Raw genomic sequence first — 22,975 nt, 5'->3', positions numbered from 1 at the left:
GCCGGCTCAGGCCGGGGTCTCGGTGCGGGTCACCCGTGCGACCAGGTCCAGCCAGCCCTCCCGCAGCCGCTGCGGGGGCACCCCGCACTGTTCGGTGAGGTGGTGGACGAGGGCGGCGTCCAGGTACGCCAGCAGGGTGTGGGAGAGCAGCTCGCTGTCCGCGTCCGGGACCGCCTGCCGCAGCAGCAGCGCCACGTGGCCGCGCAGGAAACGGCGCGGTGCGGACGTGTAGCGGCGTTCGGCGCTCGGCTCGGCGGCCAGCTGGAGTTCCAGTTCGTCGATGGAGCGGCGCAGCATCGCGCAGCCGAAGGCGCGCAGCCGCTCGACGGGCGGGGCGCCGGGCCCCAGGGGCGGCGGTCCGCCGAGGAGCGCGGCCTGGAACTTCTTCTCGGAGTGGTCGAGGAGTGCCATGAGCAGGCCGGTGCGGTCGCCGAAGCGGCGGAAGACCGTGCCCTTGCCCACCGAGGCGGCCGCGGCCACCGCCTCCATCGTGACGGCGGCGGCACCGTGCTCGGCGACCAGCCGTGCGGCGGCCTCCAGCAGCCTCGCCCGGTTGCGCGCGGCGTCGGCGCGCAGGCAGGGCTCGTCCTCCTCGGCCTCCGTGCCGAGCAGCGGCAGCTCGGGCGGGCCGACGGTCTCCTCGGGCTTCGGGAAGGGCGGCGGGGCGGCGGACATGAAGCCAGCGTAGAGCATCGGGAAGAAAATTGGACCGCGGTCCGTTTGGGATGTTAGAAATTAAACGGACCTCGGTCCGGATCGTTACGGCAGTGTTTCAGCAGCGTCTGCGCCCGCAGCGCCTGCGCCATCAGTGGGAGTACTCATGTCTGTCCGCATCCTTGCGCTCGTCGGCAGCCTTCGCGCCGGTTCGCACAACCGCCAGCTCGCCGAGGCGGCCGCCAAGTTCGCGCCGGAGGGCGCCGAGGTGCAGCTGTTCGAGGGACTGGCCGACATCCCCTTCTACAACGAGGACATCGACGTGGAGGGCAGCGTCCCGGCCGCCGCCGTGAAGCTGCGCGAGGCCGCCCAGGCCGCCGACGCCTTCCTGTACTTCTCGCCCGAGTACAACGGCACCATGCCGGCCGTCCTGAAGAACGCCATCGACTGGCTGTCCCGTCCGTTCGGCGCCGGCGCGCTGGCCGGCAAGCCCGCCGCCGTCGTCGGCACCGCGTTCGGCCAGTACGGCGGCGTGTGGGCGCAGGACGACACCCGCAAGGCCGTGGGCATCGCCGGCGGCAAGGTGATCGAGGACATCAAGCTGTCCATCCCCGGCTCGGTGACCCGCTTCGCCGAGACCCACCCGGCCGACGACACCGAGGTCGCCGCCCAGCTGACCGAGGTCGTCGCCCGGCTGCTCGGCCACGCCGACGAGGCCGTCGCCGCCTGACGGAGTGCCGCACGCCCACGGGACCGGAGCCGCGCACGGCTCCGGTCCCGACGTGTGTCCGGGCGGCGTCAGTCCGGGGGAGCCGCACGTTCCTCCTGCTTCCTCGCCGCCACCAGGCTGGTCACCGTGGTGACCGCGAGGACGAGCACGATGAAGCCCAGGGAGAACGGGATGCCGATCTCGGGGACGTGGACCCCGGACTCGTGCAGGGCGTGCAGCACCAGTTTCACGCCGATGAAGCCGAGGATGACCGACAGCCCGTAGGACAGGTGGACCAGCCTCTTCAGCAGGCCGCCGATGAGGAAGTACAGCTGGCGCAGGCCCATCAGGGCGAAGGCGTTGGCCGTGAAGACGATGTACGGGTCCTGGGTCAGGCCGTAGATCGCGGGGATGGAGTCCAGGGCGAACAGGACGTCGGTGGAGCCGATCGCCAGCATCACGACCAGCATCGGCGTCATGACGCGCTTGCCGTTCTCCTCGATCCACAGCTTGGTGCCGTGATAGCGGTCGGCGACCCCGAAACGGTGCTCGATCGACTTCAGCAGCTTGTTCTCCTCGTACTCCTCGTCGTGCCCGCCCTTGCGGGCGTCCTGGACGAGCTTCCAGGCCGTCCAGATCAGGAAGGCGCCGAAGATGTAGAAGACCCAGGAGAAGGCCGAGATGATCGCCGCGCCGGCCGCGATGAACGCGGCGCGCAGCACCAGCGCCACGATGACGCCGACCATCAGCACCCGCTGCTGGTACTGGGAGGGCACCGCGAACTTGGCCATGATCAGGACGAAGACGAAGAGGTTGTCGACGCTGAGCGACTTCTCGGTGATGTAGCCGGCGAAGAACTCGCCCGCCGGGGCGCCGCCGGCGGCCACCCACAGCCCCACGCCGAAGAGGCAGGCCAGGACCACCCAGACGGCCGTCCAGATCCCCGCCTCCCGGATCGACACGTCGTGCGGCTTGCGGCCGATGAAGAAGTCGGCGGCGACGAGGACGCACAGGCCCGCGACGGTCAGCAGCCAGACCGTGAGCGAAACGTTCACTGGTGCTCCTGATGCGGTGGAGGAGGAAAACGGGGGCCGGACCACGGACAGGTTCTTGGACAGGGTGTTTCCGCGAGGCGGCGCAGGCAACCCGGCACCGTGCCCGATCTGCCTGATCCACCCGATCCGCACGATCCGCGCACCGCGCGCACCGCGCACCGTGGCCGGCGGGCCGGCCCACTCCGATCCGACGGGAGCCCCCGGATGACCACTGCCCCCTCCCCTCCGCAGCCCGCCCCGCCGGGCCCGCGCATCGGCGTACTCGGTTCCTACGGCGGCTTCAACACCGGCGACGAGGCGATCCTCACCTGCGTCCTGAGCTGTCTGCGCGCCCAGCGGCCCGGCGCCCGCCTGGTCGTCATGAGCCGCAACGCGGAGCACACCCGCGCCCATCACCCCGACGCCGACGAGGTGGTGCCCTGGGAGGGCGTCAGCCGCAACCACGTCCTGGACGTGCTGCCCGGCCTGGACCTGCTGGTGCTGGGCGGCGGCGGCATCCTCTACGACGGCGAGGCCCGGCGCTATCTGCGGCTGGTGCGCGCCGCGCAGACCCGGTCCGTGCCGACCTTCGCGTACGCCGTCGGCGCCGGGCCGCTGACGGACGCCGAGGACCGGGACGCGGTGCGCACCGTACTGGCGGACATGGACGACGTCGTGGTGCGGGACGAGGAGTCCCGGCTGGTGCTGGAGGAGGTCGGGCTGGAGCGCGAGGTCACGGTCACCGCCGATCCGGCCCTGCTGCTGGGGCCGGAGGCGTTCACCGAGGCCATGATGCGCGACGAGGGCATTCCCTCGGGCGCCCGGCTGGTGGGGATGTCGGTGCGCGAACCGGGCCGGGCCGCCGAGAAGCTGGACGAGGGCGACTACCACGCGCTCCTCGCCGACGTCGCCGACTTCCTGGTGCGGCGGCTGGACGCGCACGTGGTGTTCCTGCCGATGGAACGGCACGACGTACGGCACGCGCACGCCGTGCTGTCCCACATGACGGCACCGGACAAGGGCCGGATCCTGCACGGCGACTACAGCCCGGGGCAGGTCCTCGGCTTCATGCGCCACCTGGACGTGGCCGTCGGCATGCGGCTGCACTTCGTGATCTTCGCGGCGCTCAGCGGGGTGCCGGTGCTGCCGCTGCCGTACTCCGGCAAGGTCTTCGACTTCGCGCGCCGGCTGGGCGCCCCTGCGCTGGTGGGCGTCGCGCGGGAGCAGGCCGGTCTGCTGCTGGCGGAGGTGGACCGGATGTGGGACGAGTACCCGAACCGCCGGGACGACCTGCGGTCGCGGATGCGGGAGCTGTCCGCGGCGGCCCGGGAGACCTGCGTGCGCTGCGGCTCGCTGCTCGACAGCCTCGACGAGGGCAGGGCTCCGGCGGGCTCCCGGGCGGCCGGGTACGCGCCGTACGCCGTCGAGCCGCGCCCCCTGCACGCCTGAACCCACGGAAAGCGACACCCGCGAGGAGAGCGATGCCGGTCCTGGAAGAGCCCCGCGAACCCCGTGAGGTCACGCTGCCGCCGCGGTCCGCCCGGCACGGGGGCCGGTGCGACGTGCTGGTGGTGGGCGGCGGCCCCGCCGGGTTCGCCGCCGCGATCGGCGCGGCCGACACCGGGGCCGACGTGGTCCTGGTCGAGCGGTACGGGTTCCTCGGCGGCAACGCGACCGCGGCGCTGGTGATGCCGCTGATGTCGTTCCACAACGAGCACAAGCAGGCGGCGTTCACCGAGGCCGGGGACACCTCCCGGCTGCTGCCCACCGACCACGGCGAGGGCGAGCCGGTCGTCGCGGGCGTGCTCTGGCAGCTGCTCGACCGGCTGATGGGCCGGGGCGGCTGCCTTCCGCCCTCCCCGAAGACCGGGTACACGGTCCCCTTCGACCCGGAGCTCTTCAAGTTCTCCCTGCTGGAGATGATGGACGAGGCGGGGGTGCGGATGCTCTTCCACTCGTTCGCGTCCGGCGCGCTGCCCCTGGACGACGGCTCCGGCTGGCGGGTGGTGTTCGAGACCAAGTCGGGGCCGGTGGTGATCGACGCCGGGGTGGTCGTGGACGGCACGGGCGACGGCGACGTGGCGACCGCCTGCGGGGCGCCGTACGAGATCGGCAGGCCGGAGGACGGGCTGGTGCAGCCGATGACGCTGATGTTCCGCGTCGCCGACTTCTCCCGGCCGGACTTCGCCGACTACGTGCGGGAAAATCCCGACCAGTGGCGTGGTGTGCACGGCCTGTGGGACCTGATCGAGGAGGCCAGGGCCGCCGGCGAGCTGCGGCTGCCGCGCGAGGACATCCTCTTCTTCGCCACCCCGCACCCGCGCGAGGTCGCGATCAACAGCACCCGGGTCAACCGCGTGCTGGGCACCAGCGTCTGGGACCTCACCCGCGCCGAGTACACGGCCCGGCGCCAGCTGGCCCAGATCGACCGCTTCCTGCGCACCCGCGTGCCGGGCTTCGAGGAGTCGTACGTGGTGCAGAGCGGCACCCACATCGGTGTGCGGGAGAGCCGGCGCGTCCTCGGCGACTACCAGCTGACCGGCCACGACATCCTGGCCGCGCGCACCTTCCCGGACGTGATCGCGCACGGCGCCTACCCGGTCGACATCCACAACCCGCGCGGCTCCGGCACCGTCCTCAAGCGGGTCCCGCAGGGCAGCTTCTACGACATCCCGCTGCGCTGCCTGCTCCCCCGGGGCACGGAGCGACTGCTGGTGGCCGGGCGCTGCATCTCCGGCACGCACGTGGCGCACTCGTCGTACCGGGTCATGCCCATCGCGATGGCGACCGGTCACGCGGCCGGGGTGTGCGCGGCGCTGACCGTCCGGCACGGTCGCGGGCCGCGCGGCCTGCCCTACCGGATGGTCCAGCACGAGCTGCTGCGGCAGGGGGCCCGGCTGCGCACCTGACGCCCCGCCCCGTCAGCTCGCCCAGTCCAGCAGGCGGTCCCGGGTCTCGGGGGCGCGCAGGTGGTCGAGGGAGGCCTTCTCCAGCTGGCGGACGCGTTCCCGGGTCAGGCCCACGTGCTGGGCCACCTGGTGCAGGGTGCGCGGGCGGCCGTCGTGCAGGCCGTAGCGCAGACTGAGGATCATCGCCTCGCGGGGCGCGAGGGTGCCGACGGCCTCCCGCAGCTCCGCCGCCAGCGCCTGGAACTCGGCGACCTCGGGGGCCTGGAGCACCTCGCTGTCGGGGATGAGGTCGCCGACGACGGTCTCCCCGGTCTCGTCGACCGGGGTGTCGAGGCTGACGGCGTCCCGTCCGACGCGGCGCAGCCAGACGACCTTGTCCCCGTCGATGCCGCTCTCGGCGGCCACCTCGTCGGCGGTCGGTTCGCGGTCGAGGCCCGCCCTCAGCTTCCGTTCGACCTTGGCGAGCTTCTGCAGCTGTTCCACGACGTGCACCGGCAGCCGTACCGTACGTGCGTGCGTGGCCAGGCCCCGCTCGATGGCCTGGCGGATCCACCAGGTGGCGTACGTGGAGAACTTGAAGCCCTTGGTGTGGTCGAACTTCTCCACCGCCCGGATCAGACCGAGGTTGCCCTCCTGGATGACGTCCAGCAGGGGCAGTCCGCGGTGGGCGTGCCGTTTGGCCATCGACACCACGAGCCGCAGGTTCGCCCGCACCATGTGGTCCTTGGCGGCCTGGCCGTCGTGCACGGTCTCCTTCAGGGCGCGGCGCCGTCCGGGAGTGGGGGCGGGCTCGCCGGTGTCGGCCGACTCCAGTTCCTCCATGGCCCGGACGCCGGCCTCGATGCGCTTGGCGAGCCGCACCTCGTCCTCGGCGGTCAGCAGCGGGGTGGCGCCGATCTGGGCCAGGTACTGGCCGAGCAGGTCGGGTTCCTCATCGGGTTCCGGGATGCGGCTGCGCAGCCGCGCGGTGCGGGCGGGGGCGCGGCGGTCCTCGGTGCCGGCCGCGGGGGTTCGTGCCAGGGGAGCCATGTCGCTTCCTCCTCCGTCCCCTCCTCGGGTTCTCGGGTTCAGTGCGGGACCGCCCCGGTCCGTTCGTGCCGCATCCTGCGCAGTACGACCATCAGGTCCGCCGCCGCCAGCAGGGCGAACGCCGCGCACACGACGGCGAGGACGACCAGGCTGCCGCGTCCGGGACTGTCCCCGGGGCCCGCGTCCGCGGCCCACACCGCGAAGTATGCGGCGCCGGCCAGGAACAGCGGCAGGAAGAGGGCGGACAGCACCAGGCGGAGTCCGAGCGGGCTCTGTGCCGTGACCGGTTCGGTGCCGGTGCGCGGGTGGCGGCGGCCGAACGCGCCGGACCGCGCCCGGGAGGCGGAGTCAGTGGCCCCGTGGGAGTGACGCCGGTCGTTCATGCCGTGCCTCCTGGGTGACCGGTCCGGCGAGTTCAGTGGCCGGGTGCGGCCCTGCTGATGTCCGCCAGGGCGGAGTGCGGGTCGTCGGCGGCGGCGAGGTCGCCTAGGGTGACCACGCCGACCGGGACACCGCCCTGTTCGACGACCGGGAGCCGCCGGACGGCGTGGTGCCGCATCAGCTCGGCCGCGCGGTCGGTCGTGTCGTCCGGTCCGAGGGTGACGACGGGCGGGGGCGAGCACACCGAGCCGACCGTGGTGGTGTCGGGGTCGCGGCCGTCGGCGACGCCCCGGAGCACGATGTCGCGGTCGGTGAGCACGCCGAACAGGTCGCGGTCGTAGGTCACCAGGACGTCGCCGACGTCCTCCTCGCGCATCAGCCGGGCCGCCCGCGTCACCGTGGTCATGGGCTCGACGGCCACGGGGGCGGGTGACATCACGTCTCGTATCCGTGTCATGGTCGCGCCTCCAGGTCGATCAGGGCCAGTCCGATCTCGGGGCGGTGGGTCTTGGCCAGGTCCGCCGGGCTGTCCCGGACGACGACCTCCAGCGTCGGCCAGACCCGGCCGGACAGCAGGTGTCCGCCGCGGGTGGAGCCGTCGGACAGGCCCAGTACGGCGTGCAGGTGCGGGGCGGGTCCCTCGTCGGCGACGGCGATGTCCCCGATCAGGGACAGCACCTCGCACTGCTCGTCCACCGGGATGTGCCGGTAGTCCTTGGCCTGCCGGTCGAACCAGCCGACGACCGCCTCCGAGAAGGCGCCCACGGCGGTCACCTGGGACGCCCCGAGGGACCGGTCGCGGGCGAAGGCGGTGAGCTCGGCGACCGCGTCCTCGCCGGGGTCGAGCACCACCACGTACACCGCGGACGGTCCGTCCTGCACCTGTCGCCACTTCATGCCCGCCGGGTACCCGACGGGCATCACTCATGCGTCGAGTGTCCGGCGGATCGCCGCGAGCCACGTGCCGACCGGCCCGAAGGTGAGCAGCCCGCTGCCCGCGCCCGCGATCTCGCCGGCGGCGGGCAGCAGCCGGTCGTACGTCCGCTCCAGGACGGCGCGGTCACCGAGTTCGAGGGCGAGCGCGGCCTCGGCGCAGCACAGGGCCTCGTACAGCAGGTCGGGCGGCGGCTCGGCCAGGGACCGCAGGGCCGTGCGGGCCTCGGCCGCACGGCCGTCGGCGAGGAGGGCGAACGGTTCGGCCCAGGGCCGGTAGGGGCCCCAGTCGGCGCGCGGGTCGACGTCGGCCGGCCGCCCGCGGGACAGGCGCAGGCCCAGCAGGGCGAGGGGAAGCAGTCCGCGTTCCAGGCCGGGCATGCCCGCGCCTTCGAGGCGTGCGGCGGCGGACCGGTAGGCGCCCTCCGTACGGTCGTACGGGCTGCCAGTGAGGGCGTGGCGCAGGGCGCGGTACCACGCGGTGAAGACGCCCGCCAGCGGCCGTTCGTGCCGCTGGGCCAGCCGGTCCACGGCGGCGGCGTGCTCGTCGGCGGTGGTGAGGTCGGCGAGGGCCGCGCGGGCCTGGAGCCGGACGAGGTGGCCGAGGACCAGGTGGTTGACCAGGCCGTGCCGGGTGGCGAGCGCGACGAGTTCGGCGCCGATCGCGTCGCGGCGCGGCGCCAGTCCCGCGGTGGTGCAGGACTGCATGAAGGCGCCGTTGAGGGCGAAGGCGAGCAGCGCCGGGTCGTCGAGGCGGCGGGCGATGCGCTCGGCCTCGTGCGCCGCCCGGGGTCCGCGCGGGGACCGGACGCCGCGGGACTCCAGGGCGACGGTGGCCAGCAGGCGGCAGCGTGCCGCGTCGGCGGTGGTGTCGTGCGGCAGGGCGGCCAGGGTGCGTTCGGCCGCCGCGACGATCCGCCGGGCCCGTTCGGGGTCGTCGCCGCGGGTCCAGTTGGCGGGCACGTCGTAGGCGCCGATGACGCGGGCCGTCAGCTCCGCGTCGCCCGTCTCCTCGGCCGCCGCGACCGCCGCCAGGCGCTGCTCCCGGGCCGCCTCGAGTCCGCCGCCGCCGGTGACCGCGAGGCCCCGCAGCAGGCCGACGGTGGACTCCAGGCGGGCGTGGGCGCCGGCGGCGACCGCGCGGTCGTACGCCTCGGTCGCGCGGGCCCACAGCCGGGCGGCCGCCTCCGCCGGTTCGCCGGGCGAGTCCAGGCCCGGGTCCTGGGCGAGGACGCGGGCCTCCAGGCGGCGCAGCCGGGGCCCGGGGTCGATGCCCAGGTGGGCGGCGAGCAGGTCGCGGGCCCGGCGCAGTACCGCGAGGGCGTCCGCCTGGCGTCCGGCCCGGTACAGGGCCAGGGCGAGCAGCCGCCAGGCCTCCTCGCGCCAGGGGTGCTCGGTCAGGTGCGCGTCGAGGTCGGGGACCGCCTCGGCGGCGCGGCCCGCGTCCACCAGGATCTCGGACCGGCGTTCGACCGCGCGCAGCCGCAGTTCGGTGAGCCGGGAGCGCTCGCCGCGGGCCCACTCGGCCCCGGCGAAGTCGGCGTACGCCGGTCCCCGCCACTGTCCGAGCGCGGCCCGGATACGGTCCGGGGCCCGGTCGGCGGGCAGCCGGTCGGCCTCGGCGACGGCCGCCTCGAAGCGCCACGCGTCGACGGCGTCCGGGGCCGCGCGCAGGGCGTACCCGGGACCTTCGGTGACCAGGAGCCGGGCCGGGGTGCGCGGCGGACGGCCGGGCTCCAGGGCGCGGCGGAGGTCCCCGACGAAGGTGCGCACCGCGCCCACGGCCCTGGGCGGCGGTTCGTCCCACAGGTCGTGGACGAGGCGGTCGAGCGGGACGACCCGCCGCCGGGCCAGAACCAGCCGCGCCAGTACGGCGCGGTGCCTGGGGCCCTTGAGGGCGAGCCCGGCGCCGGCGCGTTCGGCGGTGACCGGTCCCAGCACACCGAAGGTGACCGCTTCCATGTTCCGCCCGCTCCGATCCGCACCGCTGCTCGCCGCTCCCCACGGTACGCGCGCCGACGGTGCTGATCCGTTGCTGATCCGGACCCGGGAGGCTGGGAGCAGTCAGCGGCACGCCGTCGAAACGGGCACGGCGTGCGACGAGACGAAAGGCACGGAGCAGCCCATGGCACCCACCCTTCCCGACTTCGCCTACGACCGCGTCACGGTCGCCGACGGCGTCACCCTGAACGTGGCCGTCGGCGGCTCCGGCAGCCCGCTGGTCCTGCTGCACGGTTTCCCGCAGACGCACCTGATGTGGCGGCACGTCGCCGCCGGCCTCGCGGCCGACCACACCGTCATCTGCCCCGACCTGCGCGGCTACGGCGCCAGCGACAAGCCGGCCGATCCCGACGGCACCGCCTACGCCAAGCGGACCATGGCCGCCGACGTCGTCGCCCTCGCCCGCGCGCTGGGACACGAGCGGTTCGCGCTGGCCGGGCACGACCGGGGCGCGCTGGTCGCGGTGCGGGCCGGGCTGGACCACCCGGACACGGTGACGCACCTGGCCGCGCTGGACGTGCTGCCGACCCTGGACATGTGGGACGTGCTGCACGGCACCTCGGCGGCGGTGGGCTTCCACCTCTACCTGATGGCACAGCCGCCCGGGCTGCCCGAGCAGCTGATCGGCGCCGCGCCCGACGCGTTCTTCGGCCACTTCCTCGACGTCTGGACCCTCGATCCGGACGCCCTGCCCACCGACGTACGCGCCGCCTACCTGGACGCGTCCCGGGCGGCGGTGCCGTCCATCGTGGCCGACTACCGGGCCTCCGCCGGCATCGACGTCGTCCACGACCGGGCCGACCGCGAGAGCGGGAACCGGCTGCGGATGCCGGTGACCGTCCTCCAGCAGGACTGGGGCGCGGCCCTCGGCTACGACGCCGCCGCGCTGTGGCGGAGCTGGGCCCCGGACCTGAGCCACGAGACCGTCGGCTGCGGCCACTTCATGGCGGAGGAGGCACCGGGCGAGGTCGCGGGGGCGCTGCGGAAGCTGCTGGAGCGCTAGCGGACCGGCGTACAACCACGGGTTGTACGGTGCGCCCGGCCCGTTGTTTGATCCGCGGGTGCCGCGCTCGCTTGGATGTCGGGCGTGTCGGTGTCGGGTGTGGTGAGTGGCGGCAGGTCGCTGGGGCGGCCGTTCGGGTGGCTGTGGGCGGCGTACGCCGTCAGCACGTTCGGCACCCGGCTTGCCTTCGACGCCTTCCCGCTGATCGCGGTCTTGGTGCTGGACGCCGGGCCGCAGCAGGTGGCGGCGCTCGCGGCGGCCGGGCTCGCGGTGGGAGCGGTGGTGGCGGTGCCGCTGGGACCGTGGGTGGAGTTCCGGCGCAAGCGGCCGGTGATGGTCGCGATGGACCTGGTCCGGTGCGCGGTGCTGCTGAGCGTGCCCGTCGCGTACGCGTGCGGCCGGCTCTCCTTCGCCCAGCTGCTGGTGGTGTCGGTCGTCATGGCCGCGGCTGACATCACGTTCCGGGCCGCCGCCGGTTCCTGTCTCAAGGCGCTGGTACCGCCGGCGGACCTGCTGCGGGCGAACGGCCGGTTCGAGGCGACGACCTGGACCGCGACGATGCTCGGGCCCCCGGTCGGCGGCGCGGCGATCGGGCTCTTCGGCCCGGTGGTGACGGTGACGGCCGACGCGGTGAGCCATCTGCTGTCGGCGCTGGGCGTCCGCGCCGTCGGCGGCGGCGAGCCGCGTCCGGCGCGCACCGGTCCGGCCCGGCCGCGGGCGGGTGACCTGGCGGCCGGCTGGCGGTACATCCTCACCTCGCCGGGACTGCGCCCGCTGTTCCTCAACACGCTGCTGGTCAACGGCCTGATCATGGCCTCGGCGCCGCTGCTCGCCGTCCTCATGCTGGGCGAGCTGGGCTTCGCGCCCTGGCAGTACGGCCTGGCCTTCGCGGTGCCGTGCGCCGGCGGGCTGCTCGGCTCACGGCTGGCCGGCCCGCTCGTGACGCGTTTCGGGGAGCACCGGGTGCTGGTCGGCAGCGGGGTGCTGCGCGTGTGCTGGTCGGTGGGCCTGGCCTTCGTCGGCCCCGGCACCGGCGGACTCGTCCTCGTGATGGCCGTCGAGTTCGGTCTGATCACCTGCGCGGGCGTGTTCAACCCGCTGTCCGCAACGCGCCGCCTCGACCTGACGCCGGCGGACCGGGTCGCCCGTACCCTGACCGCCTGGACCGTCAGCGCCAAGCTGTCGACCGCGGCCCTGACCGCGCTGTGGGGCCTGCTGGCCGGCCTCACGAGCCCGCGTACGGCGATCGCGCTGGCGGGGGTCCTTCTGCTGGCGACTCCCCTGCTGCTGGTGTGTCCCGGACCAGGGCCGGGAAGCGGCGGCGGGCCTCGGCGAACAGCGACGGGTATCCGGGGCCGTGGGTGACCGCGGCGGCGAAGAGGGCGCCGAGTGCGGCGCGCAGCGGGTCCGGTTCGGCCGCGGCGAGGAGGGCGGGCAGGGCCGTGGTCCGCCGCAGCGGGTTGCCGCTCCCGTCCGGCGGGACGGGATCGGTGCACCGGGTGCGGGCGTCGGCGAAGAAGCGTCCCCAGGCCCGCTCCGGGTCGTCGAACGGGTCGGGCAGGGGTTCCCCGCGGTCCAGTGCGGCCAGCGCGGGCGTGATCCAGTCGATGCCGTCGAGCCCGGCCTCGGTGAGGGCGCGGTGGGCGGCCCAGCGCGCGAGGCACCGCTGCGTCCTCGGGCACACGGCGTCGACGGCGTCGATCAGTGCGCGGTCGAGCGGGACCAGTCCGCGTGCGTCGCCGCCGGCATCCCTGACGCGCCGGCTGGGCAACCTGCCGCCCCAGGAGAGGGTTTCCGGGTCCCCCGGTGCGGTCTCCTTCCCGGCCGCCGGCAGACTGCGGGCGTGCCGGTGCCAGTACGCGGCGCTGCCGGAGGTCTGCCGGACGACGACGTCCGGGGCGGGCGGGGCGGGCCAGAACTGCAGCAGATAGTGGTCCACCGGCGCGGCCCCCTCCAGTACGGCCAGCTCCTCGTCCCGTCCCCGGTCCATGCCGCGCCCGCAGTAGCGCACCCGGTGGTCGGTCGGGAGCAGGTCCAGCACGCACAGCGGACCGTCTCCCCACGGCAGGACCACCGCGGGGGCGCGGGCCGGCCGGAAGGACGCCTCCACGGCCTCCTCCCAGGCGTCGTCGAGCGGCGGGGCCGCCCCGTGCACCTCGACGGTCAGACCGACCCGGCCGGTGTGCAGGCCGGTGACGAGGAAGAGGTGGCCGGGGACGGCCGCGCCGCACAGTCCGTTGCTCTGCCCGGCGCAGGCCGCCCACGGTGCCGGTCCGTCGTCGTCCCGTCGGCTGTCCACGTAGAACTGCCCGTAACTGACGTGCAGTTCACCGCTGTAGACCGTGCGCACGGCAACCCCCTCCTCACGTCCGGCTCACTCGAGGCCACCAGTATGGGGAGGGGGTCTGACAACGGTCCTCCGGCGACCGCGGTCAGCGGGCGCCGGGGACGTCTTCCGTGACGCCGTTGAGCGGCGAGGACGGGTCGCTTCCGTAGGGGCGGGTGAAGGCTTCCATGCCGTGCCCGGACGGGTCGCTGAAGTACACGCCCCGGCCGCCGTCGTTGCGGTTGATGCGGCGCGGGTGCCGGCCGTGCGGGTCGGCCTGGACGGGGACGCCGTCCGCGACGAGACGGGCGAGGATCGCGTCGAACTCGTCCTCGGAGACGAGGAACGCGTAGTGCTGCACGGGGATGTCGATGTCGACGGTGGCGAAATCGAGGGTGACGCCGTTCGCGGTCGTCACCGGCAGGAACATCCCGGCGGGCTCGCCGACCTCCAGCCCCAGGACGCCGGCGAGGAAGTGGGCGGACTCCTCCCGGCTGCGGGAGAGAACGATGGTGTGGTTGAACTCGACTGACACGGGCAATGCCTCCACGGGCATCTCCGCGGCGCCTCCATGCCTCACCCGGACGGTGACCGGCACGCGATGCCGCGCCGTGGATCCTAGGCGAGGACCGGGCGCGTGTCGACGCCCGGCGAAATCCCGTGGTGCGCCGCGCGGGTGCCGTGCTTGCATGACGCCATGGTGACCGCCGACCGTCTTCTCGCCTTCGCGGCACTGTCGTTGCTGATCGTCGTGGTCCCCGGTCCCAGCGTGCTGTTCGTGGTCGGCAGGGCGCTCGCGCGCGGCCGCCGGGCCGCGCTCACCACGGTGGCCGGGAACACGCTCGGCTCCTACGTCCTGGTCGTCGCGGTCGCCCTGGGCGTCGGGGCGGTCGTGGAGCGGTCCGCCGTCGTCTTCACGGTGCTGAAGCTGGCGGGCGCCGCCTACCTGGTGCACCTCGGGGTCAGGGCCTGGCGCGAACGCCGCTCGCTGCGGGCCGCGTTCGCCGGTGACGCCGGGTCGGACGAGGACCGGCGGCGCAGCTTCTGGGAGGGCTTCGCCGTCGGGGTGACCAACCCCAAGACCATCGTGTTCTTCACCGCCGTGCTGCCGCAGTTCGCCGACCGGGACCGGGGCGGCGTCGCCGTGCAGATGCTGCTGCTCGGTCTGGTCTTCAACGCCATCGCACTGGCCTGCGACAGCGTGTGGGGCCTGCTCGCGGCCACCGCGCGCGACTGGTTCGCGCGGTCACCGCGCCGGCTGTCCGCGGTCGGCGGCGCGGGCGGTCTGGCGATGATCGGCCTCGGCGTCACCGTGGCCGTCACCGGACGGAAGGACTAGATCCCCTCCGGCGACGGCCTCCGGGACACAGGGTTCGCGGCCGTCGCTCAGGTGGACGCCTGGTCGCTGTCCTTCATGGTGCCCCAGCCGTGCCAGCGCTCGACCTCGACCCAGGCGCTGACCCGGGGCCGGACGCGGTCCGGGTAGGGGTTGCCCGTGTACTGCCGGGAGAGGCGGTCGATGCCGGAGAGGTCCTCGTCGTCGCGGATGTCGGTGACGCGGCCGATGAGGGTGACGTGCGTGTACCAGTCGTCGCCCGCGAGGACCGTGAGGGTCACCCGCGGGTCGCGGCGCACGTGCTTCAGGCGCACCCGGCCGGCGTCGAAGTTGATCAGCACCCGGCCGTCGTCCTCCCACAGGTACCAGGTGGCCGTGGAGACGGGGGCGCCGTCCGAGCGGACGGTGGCCATGACGCACGGGTTGGGGCGGCGCAGCAGTTCGACGGCCTCGGGCGGCAGCGGGGGCTTGGACATGGTGGCTCCTTGGATCCTGGTCTGTGCCGAGGCTACGTCGGCGTCCGGCTTCTCGCGCACCCTCACCGGTACCCCGCGGGCGGTCAGTCGGACGCCTTCTCCGCGAAACTCGCGAAGTAGGCCGCCGCCATGTCCTCGTCGCCGTGCCCCTGCGCCGCGGCGCGCGCGAACCGTTCGGCACCGGCGACGGCCAAGTCCAGGCGGACGCCGTTCGCCTCGCCGGCCTCGACGATGAGCCGGGCGTCCTTCGCGGCGGTGGTGACCGCGAACTGGGCCGGGGTCAGCGCGCCGTCCCGGATCATCCCCGCCTTGGCACGCAGGTAGCCCATGTCGAGCGGACCGCCGCCGATGGCGTCGAAGAAGGCGTCCGGATCGACGCCCAGCGCCTTGGCCAGCGCCAGGACCTCGCCGGCCGCGTTGGTGGCGGCGAGCACCCAGCTGTTGGCGACCAGTTTCAGCCGGGTGGCGCTGCCGGCCGCGCCGTCCTCGCCGGTCCACACCGTGCGGGAGCCGACGGCGTCGAACACGGGCTCGACCACACCCCGGGCGTCGATCGGTCCGGCGGCCAGCACGAGCAGTCGCCCGGCCTCGGCGGGCTGGCGGGTGCCCAGCACGGGCGCGTCGAAGAAGACCAGGCCGTGTTCGTGCGCGAAGGCCGCCAGGTCGGCGACCGCGTCGACGCCGGCGGTGGTCGACTGCGCCCACGCCGTGCCGGGACGCAGGCCGGGTGCGGCCCGCCGCATGACGTCGAGGGCGGCCGGACCGTCGTACAGCATGGTGAGGACGACGTCGGCGCCCCGCACCGCCTCCTCGGGTCCGTCTGCGACGTGCGCCCCGTCGGCGGCCAGCGGCTCGGCCTTGTCCCGGCTGCGGTTCCAGACGCGGACGGAGTGTCCGGCACGGGCGAGGTTGCGGGCCATCGCGGCACCCATGATGCCGGTGCCCAGGACGCTCACGGTGAGCTGCTCGGTCATGACGTCGGCTTTCTGTGCTCGTACGGCTTTCTGTGCCCGTACGGTCGGTGGCCGGGGCCGCGGCGGTGCGGCTTCCGGTGATCGGCGTGATCAGCGTGATCAGCGTGCCACCCGGCCGCGCCGGCGTCCCGTACGGTACGGCCGTGAGCTCCTTCAACGACGACATCGTGCTGCGGCCGCACGACGCCGGGATGCGCCGTGAGGCGTGCGCCCTGGACCGGATGGGGTTAGACCTCGTGCGGCTGCGGGAGCGCTACGGCTGGAGCTGACCGGGGCGTACCGCGCCCTCGGGGAAGGCGCGCGCGAACGCCTGGCGGACCGTGCCGCCCGGCGTGCGGTCCAGGATGCCGAACGTCACCCGCTCGAAGGCCGCGGAGAAGCGTCCGCCGGGCCCCAGCAGCGTCCGGAAGGCGCCCGCGACCTGGGCGGGGTCGTTGCGGAACACGCCGCAGCCCCAGGCCCCGAGCACGAGCCGCCGGTACCCGTGTGCCGCGGCCGTCTCCAGCACCCGCTCGGCGCGCGCGGCCAGCGCGGCGGGCAAGTCGGCGGCGCGCTCGGGGGCCGCGCGCAGCACCACGCCCGCGTTCGGCGCGGCGGAGGTGAGGAAACCCGCCGTGTACGGCTCGTCGAGCAGGCCGCCGCGGTCGTCGCGGAAGACGGGGACGGCCGGAGAGTGGATGACGCGGTCCGTGTAGAACGGGTCGCGGTGGGCGCGGTGGTGGTCGTAGAACTCGCGCGCCCGCAGCAGGCAGGTGTACAGCGCGGAGGCGCGGCACAGGGCCTCCTCCTGGGCCTGGGCACCGTTGAGGTAGCCGCCGCCGGGATTGCGGGCGGAGGCGAAGTTCAGCACGGCGACCTCGCCGCCGAGCCGGCGGGCGGCCTCCAGGCTGCTCTCGCCGGTCACTTCGAGGACCGTCCGCGCCGGGGTCCAGGCGGACGGCTCCAGCGGCTCCGGCCCGTGCATCCGGGTGCCCTCGCGCGCGGCGGCGACCGCGGCCGCGACGGACACCTCGCGTCCGCCGGGCGTGCGGTAGTACCCCGCCGTCACGATCTGCTCGGTCCGCTGTGCGACGCCGCGCAGGCGCGCGCTCATGGCGACACCCCCGTGGACGCCATGGCCGCGCGCCGCGCGGTCTCCCCCGTCGTGCTCATGTGGTGATCCTGGGTGATGCTGGTGCTGCGGTGCAACGGAGTTTCCCGGCCGGGGAACGCCGGGGAAAGGCCCCGGAAACGGACGGGTCGCGGAGATTTCCGAGCCGGAATGTCCCGCTGTGCACCCTTGTGCGGAGCCGTACGAGGGTCTTGGGTGGGACGAGTGTGCCGACCCGGCCCACCGTGAACGGGTCGGCGACATGGTGGAATCTCAGGAGGATCCCGACATGTCCGAAGCGGTAGGTGGCTGTATCCGGCCACGCACCACCGTCACCGAGGCGGAGGTCGAGGCGCTTGTCCACGGCATCTGCTTCAAGACCGGCCCGCCCCGGCGCCTGGGCGTCGAGGTGGAGTGGCTGGTCCACGACACGCACGCGCCACGGCTCCCCGTGGCACCCGAACGGCTCCAGGCGGTCTACGCCGCCCTGCGGACCGTGCCCCTCAGATCCGCGCTGACCGTCGAACCGGGCGGCCAGCTGGAGCTCAGCTCACTGCCCGCCGCCTCCCTGACGGAGTGCGTCGGCGCCGTCTCCGCCGACCTCGACGCGGTCCGCGCGGTCCTGCGCGAGGACGGTCTCGCCCTGGTCGGCCTCGGCCACGACCCCTGGCAGGCGCCCCGCCGCTTCCTGCGGCAGCCGCGCTACGACGCCATGGAGGCCTGCCTCGACCGCACCGGCCCCGCCGGGCGTTTCATGATGTGCACCTCCGCCTCCGTGCAGGTGTGCCTGGACGCCGGGCACGAGGAGCCCGGCCCGCTCGGGCACGTACGCCGCTGGTGGCTGGCCCATCACCTGGGCGCGGTCCTGCTGGCCGCGTTCGCGAACTCCCCGCTGGCCGGCGACCGGCCCACCGGCTGGCGGTCCACCCGTCAGCTGCGCTGGACCCAGATCGGCACCGGGCGGGCCGGCGGTCCCGCGCTGGACTCCGATCCCCGCGGCGCCTGGACCCGGCATGTCCTGGACGCGCCGGTGATGTGCGTGCGCCGGGACGGCGGGCCCTGGGACGTGCCGGAGGGCATGACCTTCCGGGAGTGGACCCGGAACCGGACGCCCAGAGCGCCGACGCGGGAGGATCTGGACTACCACCTCACCACGCTGTTCCCGCCGGTCAGACCGCGCGGCCATCTGGAACTGCGCATGATCGACGCGCAGCCCGGGGACGACGGCTGGATCGTGCCGCTCGCCGTGACGGCGGCGCTCTTCGACGACCCGGAGGCCACCGAGACCGCCTACCGGGCGGTGAAACCGCTGGCGGAGCGCACACTCGGTCTGCGGGCACCGCACAACCCGCTGTACCAGGACGCGGCCCGGCACGCCCTCACTGATCCGGAGCTGCGCGAGGCCGCCGTCACCTGCTTCACCGCGGCGCTCGGCGCCCTGCCCCGGATCGGCACCACGCCCGCGGTCACGGACGCCGTCGCCGGGTACCTGGAGCGCTACGTCCTCAGGGGCCGCTGCCCCGCCGACGACCTGCTGGAGATGCCGGACGGCGCGAGCCGTGGCCCGCACGGGAGGGAGACCCGCCCATGACCGACCCCGCCATGGACACGGCCACCGACACCGACACCACCGCCTCACCTCCCGTCGATGCCGAGACCCTGCGCGAGCGGGCCCTGGCCACGCTGGTCACCGCCCGCGACCGCACCACGCTGCTGACCAGCTGCGTGGAGGGCCCCGACCTGACCGCGCAGGTGTCGCCGCTGATGTCCCCGCTGGTGTGGGACCTGGCGCACATCGGCAACCAGGAGGAGCAGTGGCTGCTGCGCGCCGTCGCCGGGCACGAGGCGATCCGCCCCGAGATAGACAGCCTGTACGACGCCTTCGAGCACCCGCGCGCCGACCGGCCCAAACTGCCGCTGCTCCCGCCCGACGAGGCCCGCCGGTACGCGGCCGACGTGCGCGGGCGGGCGCTGGACGTGCTGGAGTCCACCGCGTTCCACGGGACGCGGCTGACGGAGGCCGGCTTCGCCTTCGGGATGATCGCCCAGCACGAGCAGCAGCACGACGAGACCATGCTGATCACGCACCAGCTCCGCAAGGGCCCGCAGGCCCTGACCGCGCCGGACCCGGACCCGGTGCCGCTGTTCAGCGGCCCCGCGGAGGTCCTGGTGCCCGGCGGCCCGTTCGTGATGGGCACGTCGGCCGAGCCGTGGGCGCTGGACAACGAACGGCCCGCGCACCGGCGCGAGGTGGCGTCCTTCCACCTCGACACCACGCCGGTGACCAACGGCGCGTACCAGGCGTTCATCGACGACGGCGGCTACGACGACCCGCGCTGGTGGGCCCCCGAGGGCTGGGACCACATCCGCCGCCACTCCATCACCGCCCCGCTGTTCTGGCGGCGGGACGGCGGGCAGTGGCTGCGGCGGCGCTTCGGCGTCACCGAGGTGGTGCCGGCCGACGAGCCGGTGGTGCACGTGTGCTGGTACGAGGCCGACGCCTACGCCCGCTGGGCCGGGCGGCGGCTGCCCACCGAGGCCGAGTGGGAGAAGGCCGCCCGGCACGACCCGGCGGGCGACCGCGCCATGCGCTACCCGTGGGGCGACGCCGACCCCGGCCCGGAACACGCCAACCTCGGCCAGCGGCACCTGCGCCCGGCGCCCGCCGGCAGCTATCCGGCCGGTGAGTCGCCGCTCGGCGTGCGGCAGTTGATCGGCGACGTCTGGGAGTGGACGTCGAGCGACTTCGCCCCGTACCCGGGCTTCCGGGCGTTCCCGTACAAGGAGTACTCGGAGGTGTTCTTCGGGCCCGACTACAAGGTGCTGCGCGGCGGTTCCTTCGCCGTGGACGCGGTGGCCTGCCGGGGCACCTTCCGCAACTGGGACTACCCGATCCGGCGGCAGATCTTCTCCGGCTTCCGCACCGCCCGGTCGGCGGAGGTTTCCTGATGTGCCGTCACCTGGCCTACGTGGGCCCTCGGGAACCGATCGGCCGGCTCGTGGTGGCGCCGCCGCACGGGCTGTACCGCCAGTCCTGGGCGCCGCGGCACCAGCGGTACGGCACGGTCAACGCCGACGGGTTCGGCGTCGGCTGGTACGCCGAGGGCGACCCGGTGCCGGCGCGGTACCGGCGGGCCGGGCCGATCTGGGCGGACCAGTCCTTCGCCGACCTGGCGCGGGTGGTGCGGACCGGCGCGCTGCTGGCCGCCGTGCGGGACGCGACGCTCTCCGGGGCCGACGCGGAGGCCGCGGCCGCCCCGTTCGCCGCCGGGACCTGGCTGTTCAGCCACAACGGCGCCGTGGCCGGCTGGCCCGGAACGCTGGCCTCGGTGGCGTCGTCGCTGCCGCCCGGGGACCTGCTGGCGCTGGAGGCCCGCAACGACTCGGCGCTGGTGTGGGCGCTCGTGCTGGCCCGGCTGCGCGCCGGGGACGACGCGGGCCGGGCGCTCGCCGAGACGGTGACTGAGGTCGCCGACGCGGCCCCGGCCTCCCGGCTCAACCTGCTGCTGACCGACGGCGCCACCGTCACGGCCACCACCTGGGGCGACACCCTGTGGTACCTGACGCGCCCCGGCGGCGGCACGGTCGTCGCCTCGGAGCCGTACGACGACGACCCGCACTGGCAGGAGGTCCCCGACCGCACGCTGCTCGCGGCGAGCGGCACGGAGGTGCTGCTCACTCCGCTGAAGGACCCGGGCGGCGACGCCCTCGCAGACGCTTTCGCCTCCCCTAAGGAGCCCCGCACGTGAGCCCGTTCCGTCTCACCCGCACGCTGCCCGAGGACGCCACGGACGCCGCCCTGCGCGACGACGTCCTGGCGGGGCTGTCGAGTGCGCCGAAGTGGCTGCCGCCGAAGTGGTTCTACGACGCGCGCGGCAGCGAGCTGTTCGAGGAGATCACCGCGCTGCCCGAGTACTACCCGACCCGTGCCGAGCGGGAGATCCTCGTGGACCGGGCCGGCGAGATCGCCGCGGCGACCGGCGCCCGCACCCTGGTGGAGCTGGGCTCGGGCTCCTCGGAGAAGACGCGGTTCCTGCTCGACGCGCTGACCGGGCTGCGCGGCTACGTGCCGGTCGACGTCAGCGAGAGCGCCCTCACCCAGGCCGGGCAGGCGCTCGTCGCCGAGCGGCCGGACCTCCAGGTGCACGCGCTGATCGCCGACTTCACCTCGGGACTGACCCTGCCCGAAACGCCGGGGCCCCGGCTGGTGGCGTTCCTCGGCGGCACGATCGGCAACCTGCTGCCCGAGGAGCGCGCCGCGTTCCTGACCGCCGTGAGGGGGCTGCTCTCCCCCGGCGACACCCTGCTGCTGGGCACGGACCTGGTGAAGGACGAACAGGTGCTGGTGCGGGCGTACGACGACGCCGCCGGGGTGACGGCCGCGTTCAACAAGAACGTGCTGTCCGTGATCAACCGTGAGCTGGCGGCCGACTTCGCGCCCGCCGCCTTCGAGCACGTGGCGCTGTGGAACGCCGAACGGGAGTGGATCGAGATGCGGCTGCGCTCGCGCACCGCGCAGACGGTCAAGGTCCAGGCGCTCGACCTGGCCGTGGACTTCGCGGCCGGGGAGGAGCTGCGCACCGAGGTGTCCGCGAAGTTCCGGCAGGACGGTGTGCGCGCCGAACTGGCGGGGGCCGGGCTGGACCTGACCCACTGGTGGACGGACGGCGAGGACCGGTTCGCGCTGTCGCTGAGCGTGGTGCGCTGATCCGGGGCGCCCTGGTCCGGGCCGCGCGGGTCAGCGCGCGTCCAGGTCCAGGAGTTCGGTGACGCGGTCGGAGGCCTTGGCGGCCTCCGACTCCGCGTCGCCTCCGGTGAGCACCTTCGTCATGTACTCCTTGATCGGGTTGTCCGCCTCCACCGCGCCCCACCGGGGCGTGCCGGGGGTCGCCCGGCCCTGTGCGGCGCCGGCGGCCATGGCGGCGACCGCTTCCTCGCCCGCGACGGCGTCGGCGAGGGACTTCTTGTTCGGGACGTAGTGCATGGTGCGGGCCAGGTCGGTGTTCCACTCGGCGCCGACCAGAGCCTCGACGACGGCGAGGGCGCCCTCGTGCTGGTCGGTGTTCTTCGGTACGACGAGGTCGGAGCCGCCGGTGAAGACGGCGCCGGGCTTGTCGGCGGTCTTGCCGGGCACCGGGAAGAAGCCCAGCTTGCCTTTGAGGCCGGGGTTGTCCCGCAGGATGCTCTGGGCGACCGCCGGCACGGCGACGATCTGCGCGACGTCCTCCTTGGCGAACACGCCGGCCTGCGGCGGGTGTTCCTCGTCGGCGTCGACCGGGCCGTCGCCCAGGGCCTGCAGTTCGCGGTAGAAGTCCATGCCGCGCAGGGCGGCCTCGGAGTCCAGGGCTCCCCGCCAGGTCCCGCCCTCCTCCACGGCCAGTTCGCCGCCCTCGTCCCAGATGAAGCCGGAGAGGGTGTACCAGTCCTGACCGGCCAGGTAGATGCCCTGGTCGCCGCCGGAGTCGAGCTTCTCGGTGGCGGTGAGCCACTCCTCGCGGGTGCGGGGCGTATCGGTGATGCCGGCCTGCTCGAACAGGTCCTTGCGGTAGATGACCACGCGGTTGGCGGCGTACCAGGGGATGCCGTACTGCTGGGACATCCACTGCCCCGGTTCGGCGAGGCCCGGCAGCCAGTCCTGAAGGCCCCAGTCCCGCATCGACTCCAGGGTCAGGTCCTGGAGCCGGCCGCCCTCCGCGTACTGCGGGACCTGGGTGTTGCCCACCTCGATGACGTCGGGCCCGTCGGTGCCGTCGGCCTTCAGGGCCGTCTGCACCTTGTCGCCGATGCCGGTCCACTCCTGGATCTTCACGTCGAGGTCCAGGCCGGGGTGTTCGCGCTCGAACTCCTCGGTGAACCGCTTCAGGAAGTCGTCCGAGGCGCTGCCCTTCATCAGCCAGACCGTGACCGCACGCCGCTCGCCCTCGCCGTCCTGCGACATCAGGCCGCAGCCGCTGAGCAGGGAGGCGGACACGCAAACAAGGGCGAGGAGGCGACGTCTCACGGAGGGTCCTTCTGTCTGACGAACAAGGTGCGGGCGCGGACAGAGATGTCCTGCGCATGCGAAGGGAGACCCGACGTGGGGGAACGAGCCCGGAGCTCGAACGGGTGGCAGCCATGTTG

General features: G+C 74.1%; 22 protein-coding genes and 1 pseudogene. 11 read left to right on the top strand and 12 right to left on the bottom strand.

Translation table 11 applies throughout. From position 1 onward, the window contains the following. Positions 1-6: 6 nt before the first annotated feature. On the bottom strand, positions 7-675 hold the full coding sequence (locus AMK11_RS18565; protein ID WP_073729038.1) for a TetR/AcrR family transcriptional regulator: 669 nt from the start codon (positions 673-675) through the stop codon (positions 7-9). Positions 676-820: 145 nt separating this feature from the next. On the opposite strand from AMK11_RS18565, the gene AMK11_RS18560 reads away from it, so the two are divergent. After that, entirely contained in the window at positions 821-1,384 is a 564-nt protein-coding gene (locus tag AMK11_RS18560; RefSeq protein WP_073728510.1) for an NAD(P)H-dependent oxidoreductase, read from the top strand. A gap of 68 nt (positions 1,385-1,452) precedes the next feature. Here the strand turns inward: AMK11_RS18560 and AMK11_RS18555 are convergent, their stop codons facing one another. Then, a complete protein-coding gene (locus AMK11_RS18555) occupies positions 1,453-2,418 on the bottom strand; it encodes a TerC family protein (protein ID WP_073728509.1) in 966 nt (321 codons plus the stop codon). A gap of 204 nt (positions 2,419-2,622) precedes the next feature. Between AMK11_RS18555 and AMK11_RS18550 the strand changes: the two genes are divergently transcribed. Next, positions 2,623-3,846 (top strand): polysaccharide pyruvyl transferase family protein, encoded by a 1,224-nt coding sequence (locus tag AMK11_RS18550; RefSeq protein ID WP_073728508.1) that lies wholly within the window; start codon positions 2,623-2,625, stop codon positions 3,844-3,846. A 32-nt stretch (positions 3,847-3,878) separates the two neighbouring features. Beyond that, complete coding sequence (locus tag AMK11_RS18545; RefSeq protein ID WP_073728507.1) at positions 3,879-5,306, top strand: FAD-dependent oxidoreductase; 1,428 nt, start codon at positions 3,879-3,881, stop codon at positions 5,304-5,306. Between the two features lie 12 nt (positions 5,307-5,318). Here AMK11_RS18545 and AMK11_RS18540 read toward each other — a convergent pair whose 3' ends face one another. Genes AMK11_RS18540 through AMK11_RS18520 form a run of 5 tightly spaced genes read right to left on the bottom strand, consistent with a single transcriptional unit; the run spans position 5,319 to position 9,611 of the window. Then, positions 5,319-6,335: a sigma-70 family RNA polymerase sigma factor gene (locus tag AMK11_RS18540; protein ID WP_073728506.1), complete on the bottom strand. Its 1,017-nt coding sequence runs from the start codon at positions 6,333-6,335 to the stop codon at positions 5,319-5,321. 38 nt (positions 6,336-6,373) lie between these two features. Next, complete coding sequence (locus tag AMK11_RS38165) at positions 6,374-6,718, bottom strand: DUF6343 family protein (protein WP_073728505.1); 345 nt, start codon at positions 6,716-6,718, stop codon at positions 6,374-6,376. Between the two features lie 32 nt (positions 6,719-6,750). Beyond that, a complete protein-coding gene (locus AMK11_RS18530; protein WP_073728504.1) occupies positions 6,751-7,173 on the bottom strand; it encodes a CBS domain-containing protein in 423 nt (140 codons plus the stop codon). Next, positions 7,170-7,613: a PPC domain-containing DNA-binding protein gene (locus AMK11_RS18525; protein ID WP_073729036.1), complete on the bottom strand. Its 444-nt coding sequence runs from the start codon at positions 7,611-7,613 to the stop codon at positions 7,170-7,172. The genes AMK11_RS18530 and AMK11_RS18525 overlap by 4 nt, the downstream gene beginning before the upstream one ends. A gap of 27 nt (positions 7,614-7,640) precedes the next feature. Then, a complete protein-coding gene (locus AMK11_RS18520) occupies positions 7,641-9,611 on the bottom strand; it encodes a BTAD domain-containing putative transcriptional regulator (RefSeq protein ID WP_073728503.1) in 1,971 nt (656 codons plus the stop codon). A 163-nt stretch (positions 9,612-9,774) separates the two neighbouring features. On the opposite strand from AMK11_RS18520, the gene AMK11_RS18515 reads away from it, so the two are divergent. Beyond that, positions 9,775-10,653, top strand: a complete 879-nt coding sequence (locus tag AMK11_RS18515) for an alpha/beta fold hydrolase (protein WP_073728502.1) — start codon at positions 9,775-9,777, stop codon at positions 10,651-10,653. A 75-nt stretch (positions 10,654-10,728) separates the two neighbouring features. Beyond that, positions 10,729-12,018: an MFS transporter gene (locus AMK11_RS18510; protein WP_079187525.1), complete on the top strand. Its 1,290-nt coding sequence runs from the start codon at positions 10,729-10,731 to the stop codon at positions 12,016-12,018. Positions 12,019-13,085: 1,067 nt separating this feature from the next. On the opposite strand, the gene AMK11_RS18500 is transcribed toward AMK11_RS18510, so the two are convergent. Next, positions 13,086-13,514: a VOC family protein gene (locus tag AMK11_RS18500; RefSeq protein WP_073728500.1), complete on the bottom strand. Its 429-nt coding sequence runs from the start codon at positions 13,512-13,514 to the stop codon at positions 13,086-13,088. A gap of 162 nt (positions 13,515-13,676) precedes the next feature. Here AMK11_RS18500 and AMK11_RS18495 point away from each other — a divergent pair, with 162 nt between their 5' ends. Further along, positions 13,677-14,318, top strand: a complete 642-nt coding sequence (locus AMK11_RS18495; RefSeq protein WP_073728499.1) for a LysE family translocator — start codon at positions 13,677-13,679, stop codon at positions 14,316-14,318. A 47-nt stretch (positions 14,319-14,365) separates the two neighbouring features. On the opposite strand, the gene AMK11_RS18490 is transcribed toward AMK11_RS18495, so the two are convergent. Both AMK11_RS18490 and AMK11_RS18485 read right to left on the bottom strand, forming a co-directional pair. After that, positions 14,366-14,791: a PPOX class F420-dependent oxidoreductase gene (locus AMK11_RS18490; protein WP_073728498.1), complete on the bottom strand. Its 426-nt coding sequence runs from the start codon at positions 14,789-14,791 to the stop codon at positions 14,366-14,368. 83 nt (positions 14,792-14,874) lie between these two features. After that, a complete protein-coding gene (locus tag AMK11_RS18485) occupies positions 14,875-15,765 on the bottom strand; it encodes an NAD(P)-dependent oxidoreductase (RefSeq protein WP_073728497.1) in 891 nt (296 codons plus the stop codon). A 161-nt stretch (positions 15,766-15,926) separates the two neighbouring features. Between AMK11_RS18485 and AMK11_RS18480 the strand changes: the two are divergent. Further along, positions 15,927-16,034 (top strand): annotated as a pseudogene (locus AMK11_RS18480) (type II toxin-antitoxin system PemK/MazF family toxin); the annotation flags it as partial. Here AMK11_RS18480 and AMK11_RS18475 read toward each other — a convergent pair. Beyond that, the gene (locus AMK11_RS18475) at positions 16,019-16,858 is read right to left on the bottom strand and encodes a TIGR02452 family protein (RefSeq protein ID WP_073728495.1); all 840 of its coding nucleotides are present in this window, start codon (positions 16,856-16,858) and stop codon (positions 16,019-16,021) included. The pseudogene AMK11_RS18480 and the gene AMK11_RS18475 overlap by 16 nt on opposite strands. Positions 16,859-17,144: 286 nt before the next feature. Here AMK11_RS18475 and egtA point away from each other — a divergent pair, with 286 nt between their 5' ends. From egtA to egtD, 4 genes are read left to right on the top strand one after another with little or no spacing between them, the layout of a single operon-like run. After that, positions 17,145-18,446, top strand: a complete 1,302-nt coding sequence (gene egtA, locus AMK11_RS18470; protein ID WP_073728493.1) for an ergothioneine biosynthesis glutamate--cysteine ligase EgtA — start codon at positions 17,145-17,147, stop codon at positions 18,444-18,446. Then, a complete protein-coding gene (egtB, locus tag AMK11_RS18465) occupies positions 18,443-19,804 on the top strand; it encodes an ergothioneine biosynthesis protein EgtB (RefSeq protein WP_073728491.1) in 1,362 nt (453 codons plus the stop codon). The genes egtA and egtB overlap by 4 nt, the downstream gene beginning before the upstream one ends. Then, positions 19,804-20,604 carry an ergothioneine biosynthesis protein EgtC gene (egtC, locus tag AMK11_RS18460; RefSeq protein ID WP_073728489.1) on the top strand — a complete coding sequence of 267 codons (801 nt, stop codon included), beginning with the start codon at positions 19,804-19,806 and terminating at the stop codon, positions 20,602-20,604. The genes egtB and egtC overlap by 1 nt, the downstream gene beginning before the upstream one ends. Continuing rightward, positions 20,601-21,563 (top strand): L-histidine N(alpha)-methyltransferase, encoded by a 963-nt coding sequence (gene egtD, locus AMK11_RS18455; RefSeq protein ID WP_073728487.1) that lies wholly within the window; start codon positions 20,601-20,603, stop codon positions 21,561-21,563. Before egtC ends, egtD begins: the two co-directional genes overlap by 4 nt. A 30-nt stretch (positions 21,564-21,593) precedes the next feature. Here the strand turns inward: egtD and AMK11_RS18450 are convergent, their stop codons facing one another. Continuing rightward, positions 21,594-22,856 (bottom strand): extracellular solute-binding protein, encoded by a 1,263-nt coding sequence (locus AMK11_RS18450; protein ID WP_073728485.1) that lies wholly within the window; start codon positions 22,854-22,856, stop codon positions 21,594-21,596. Positions 22,857-22,975: the final 119 nt, after the last annotated feature.

Source organism: Streptomyces sp. CB02414 (genome assembly GCF_001905385.1).
Taxonomy (GTDB): Bacteria; Actinomycetota; Actinomycetes; order Streptomycetales; family Streptomycetaceae; genus Streptomyces.
The sequence above is the reverse complement of the archived record's forward strand: the minus strand, read 5'-3'. Positions and strand labels throughout refer to the sequence as shown.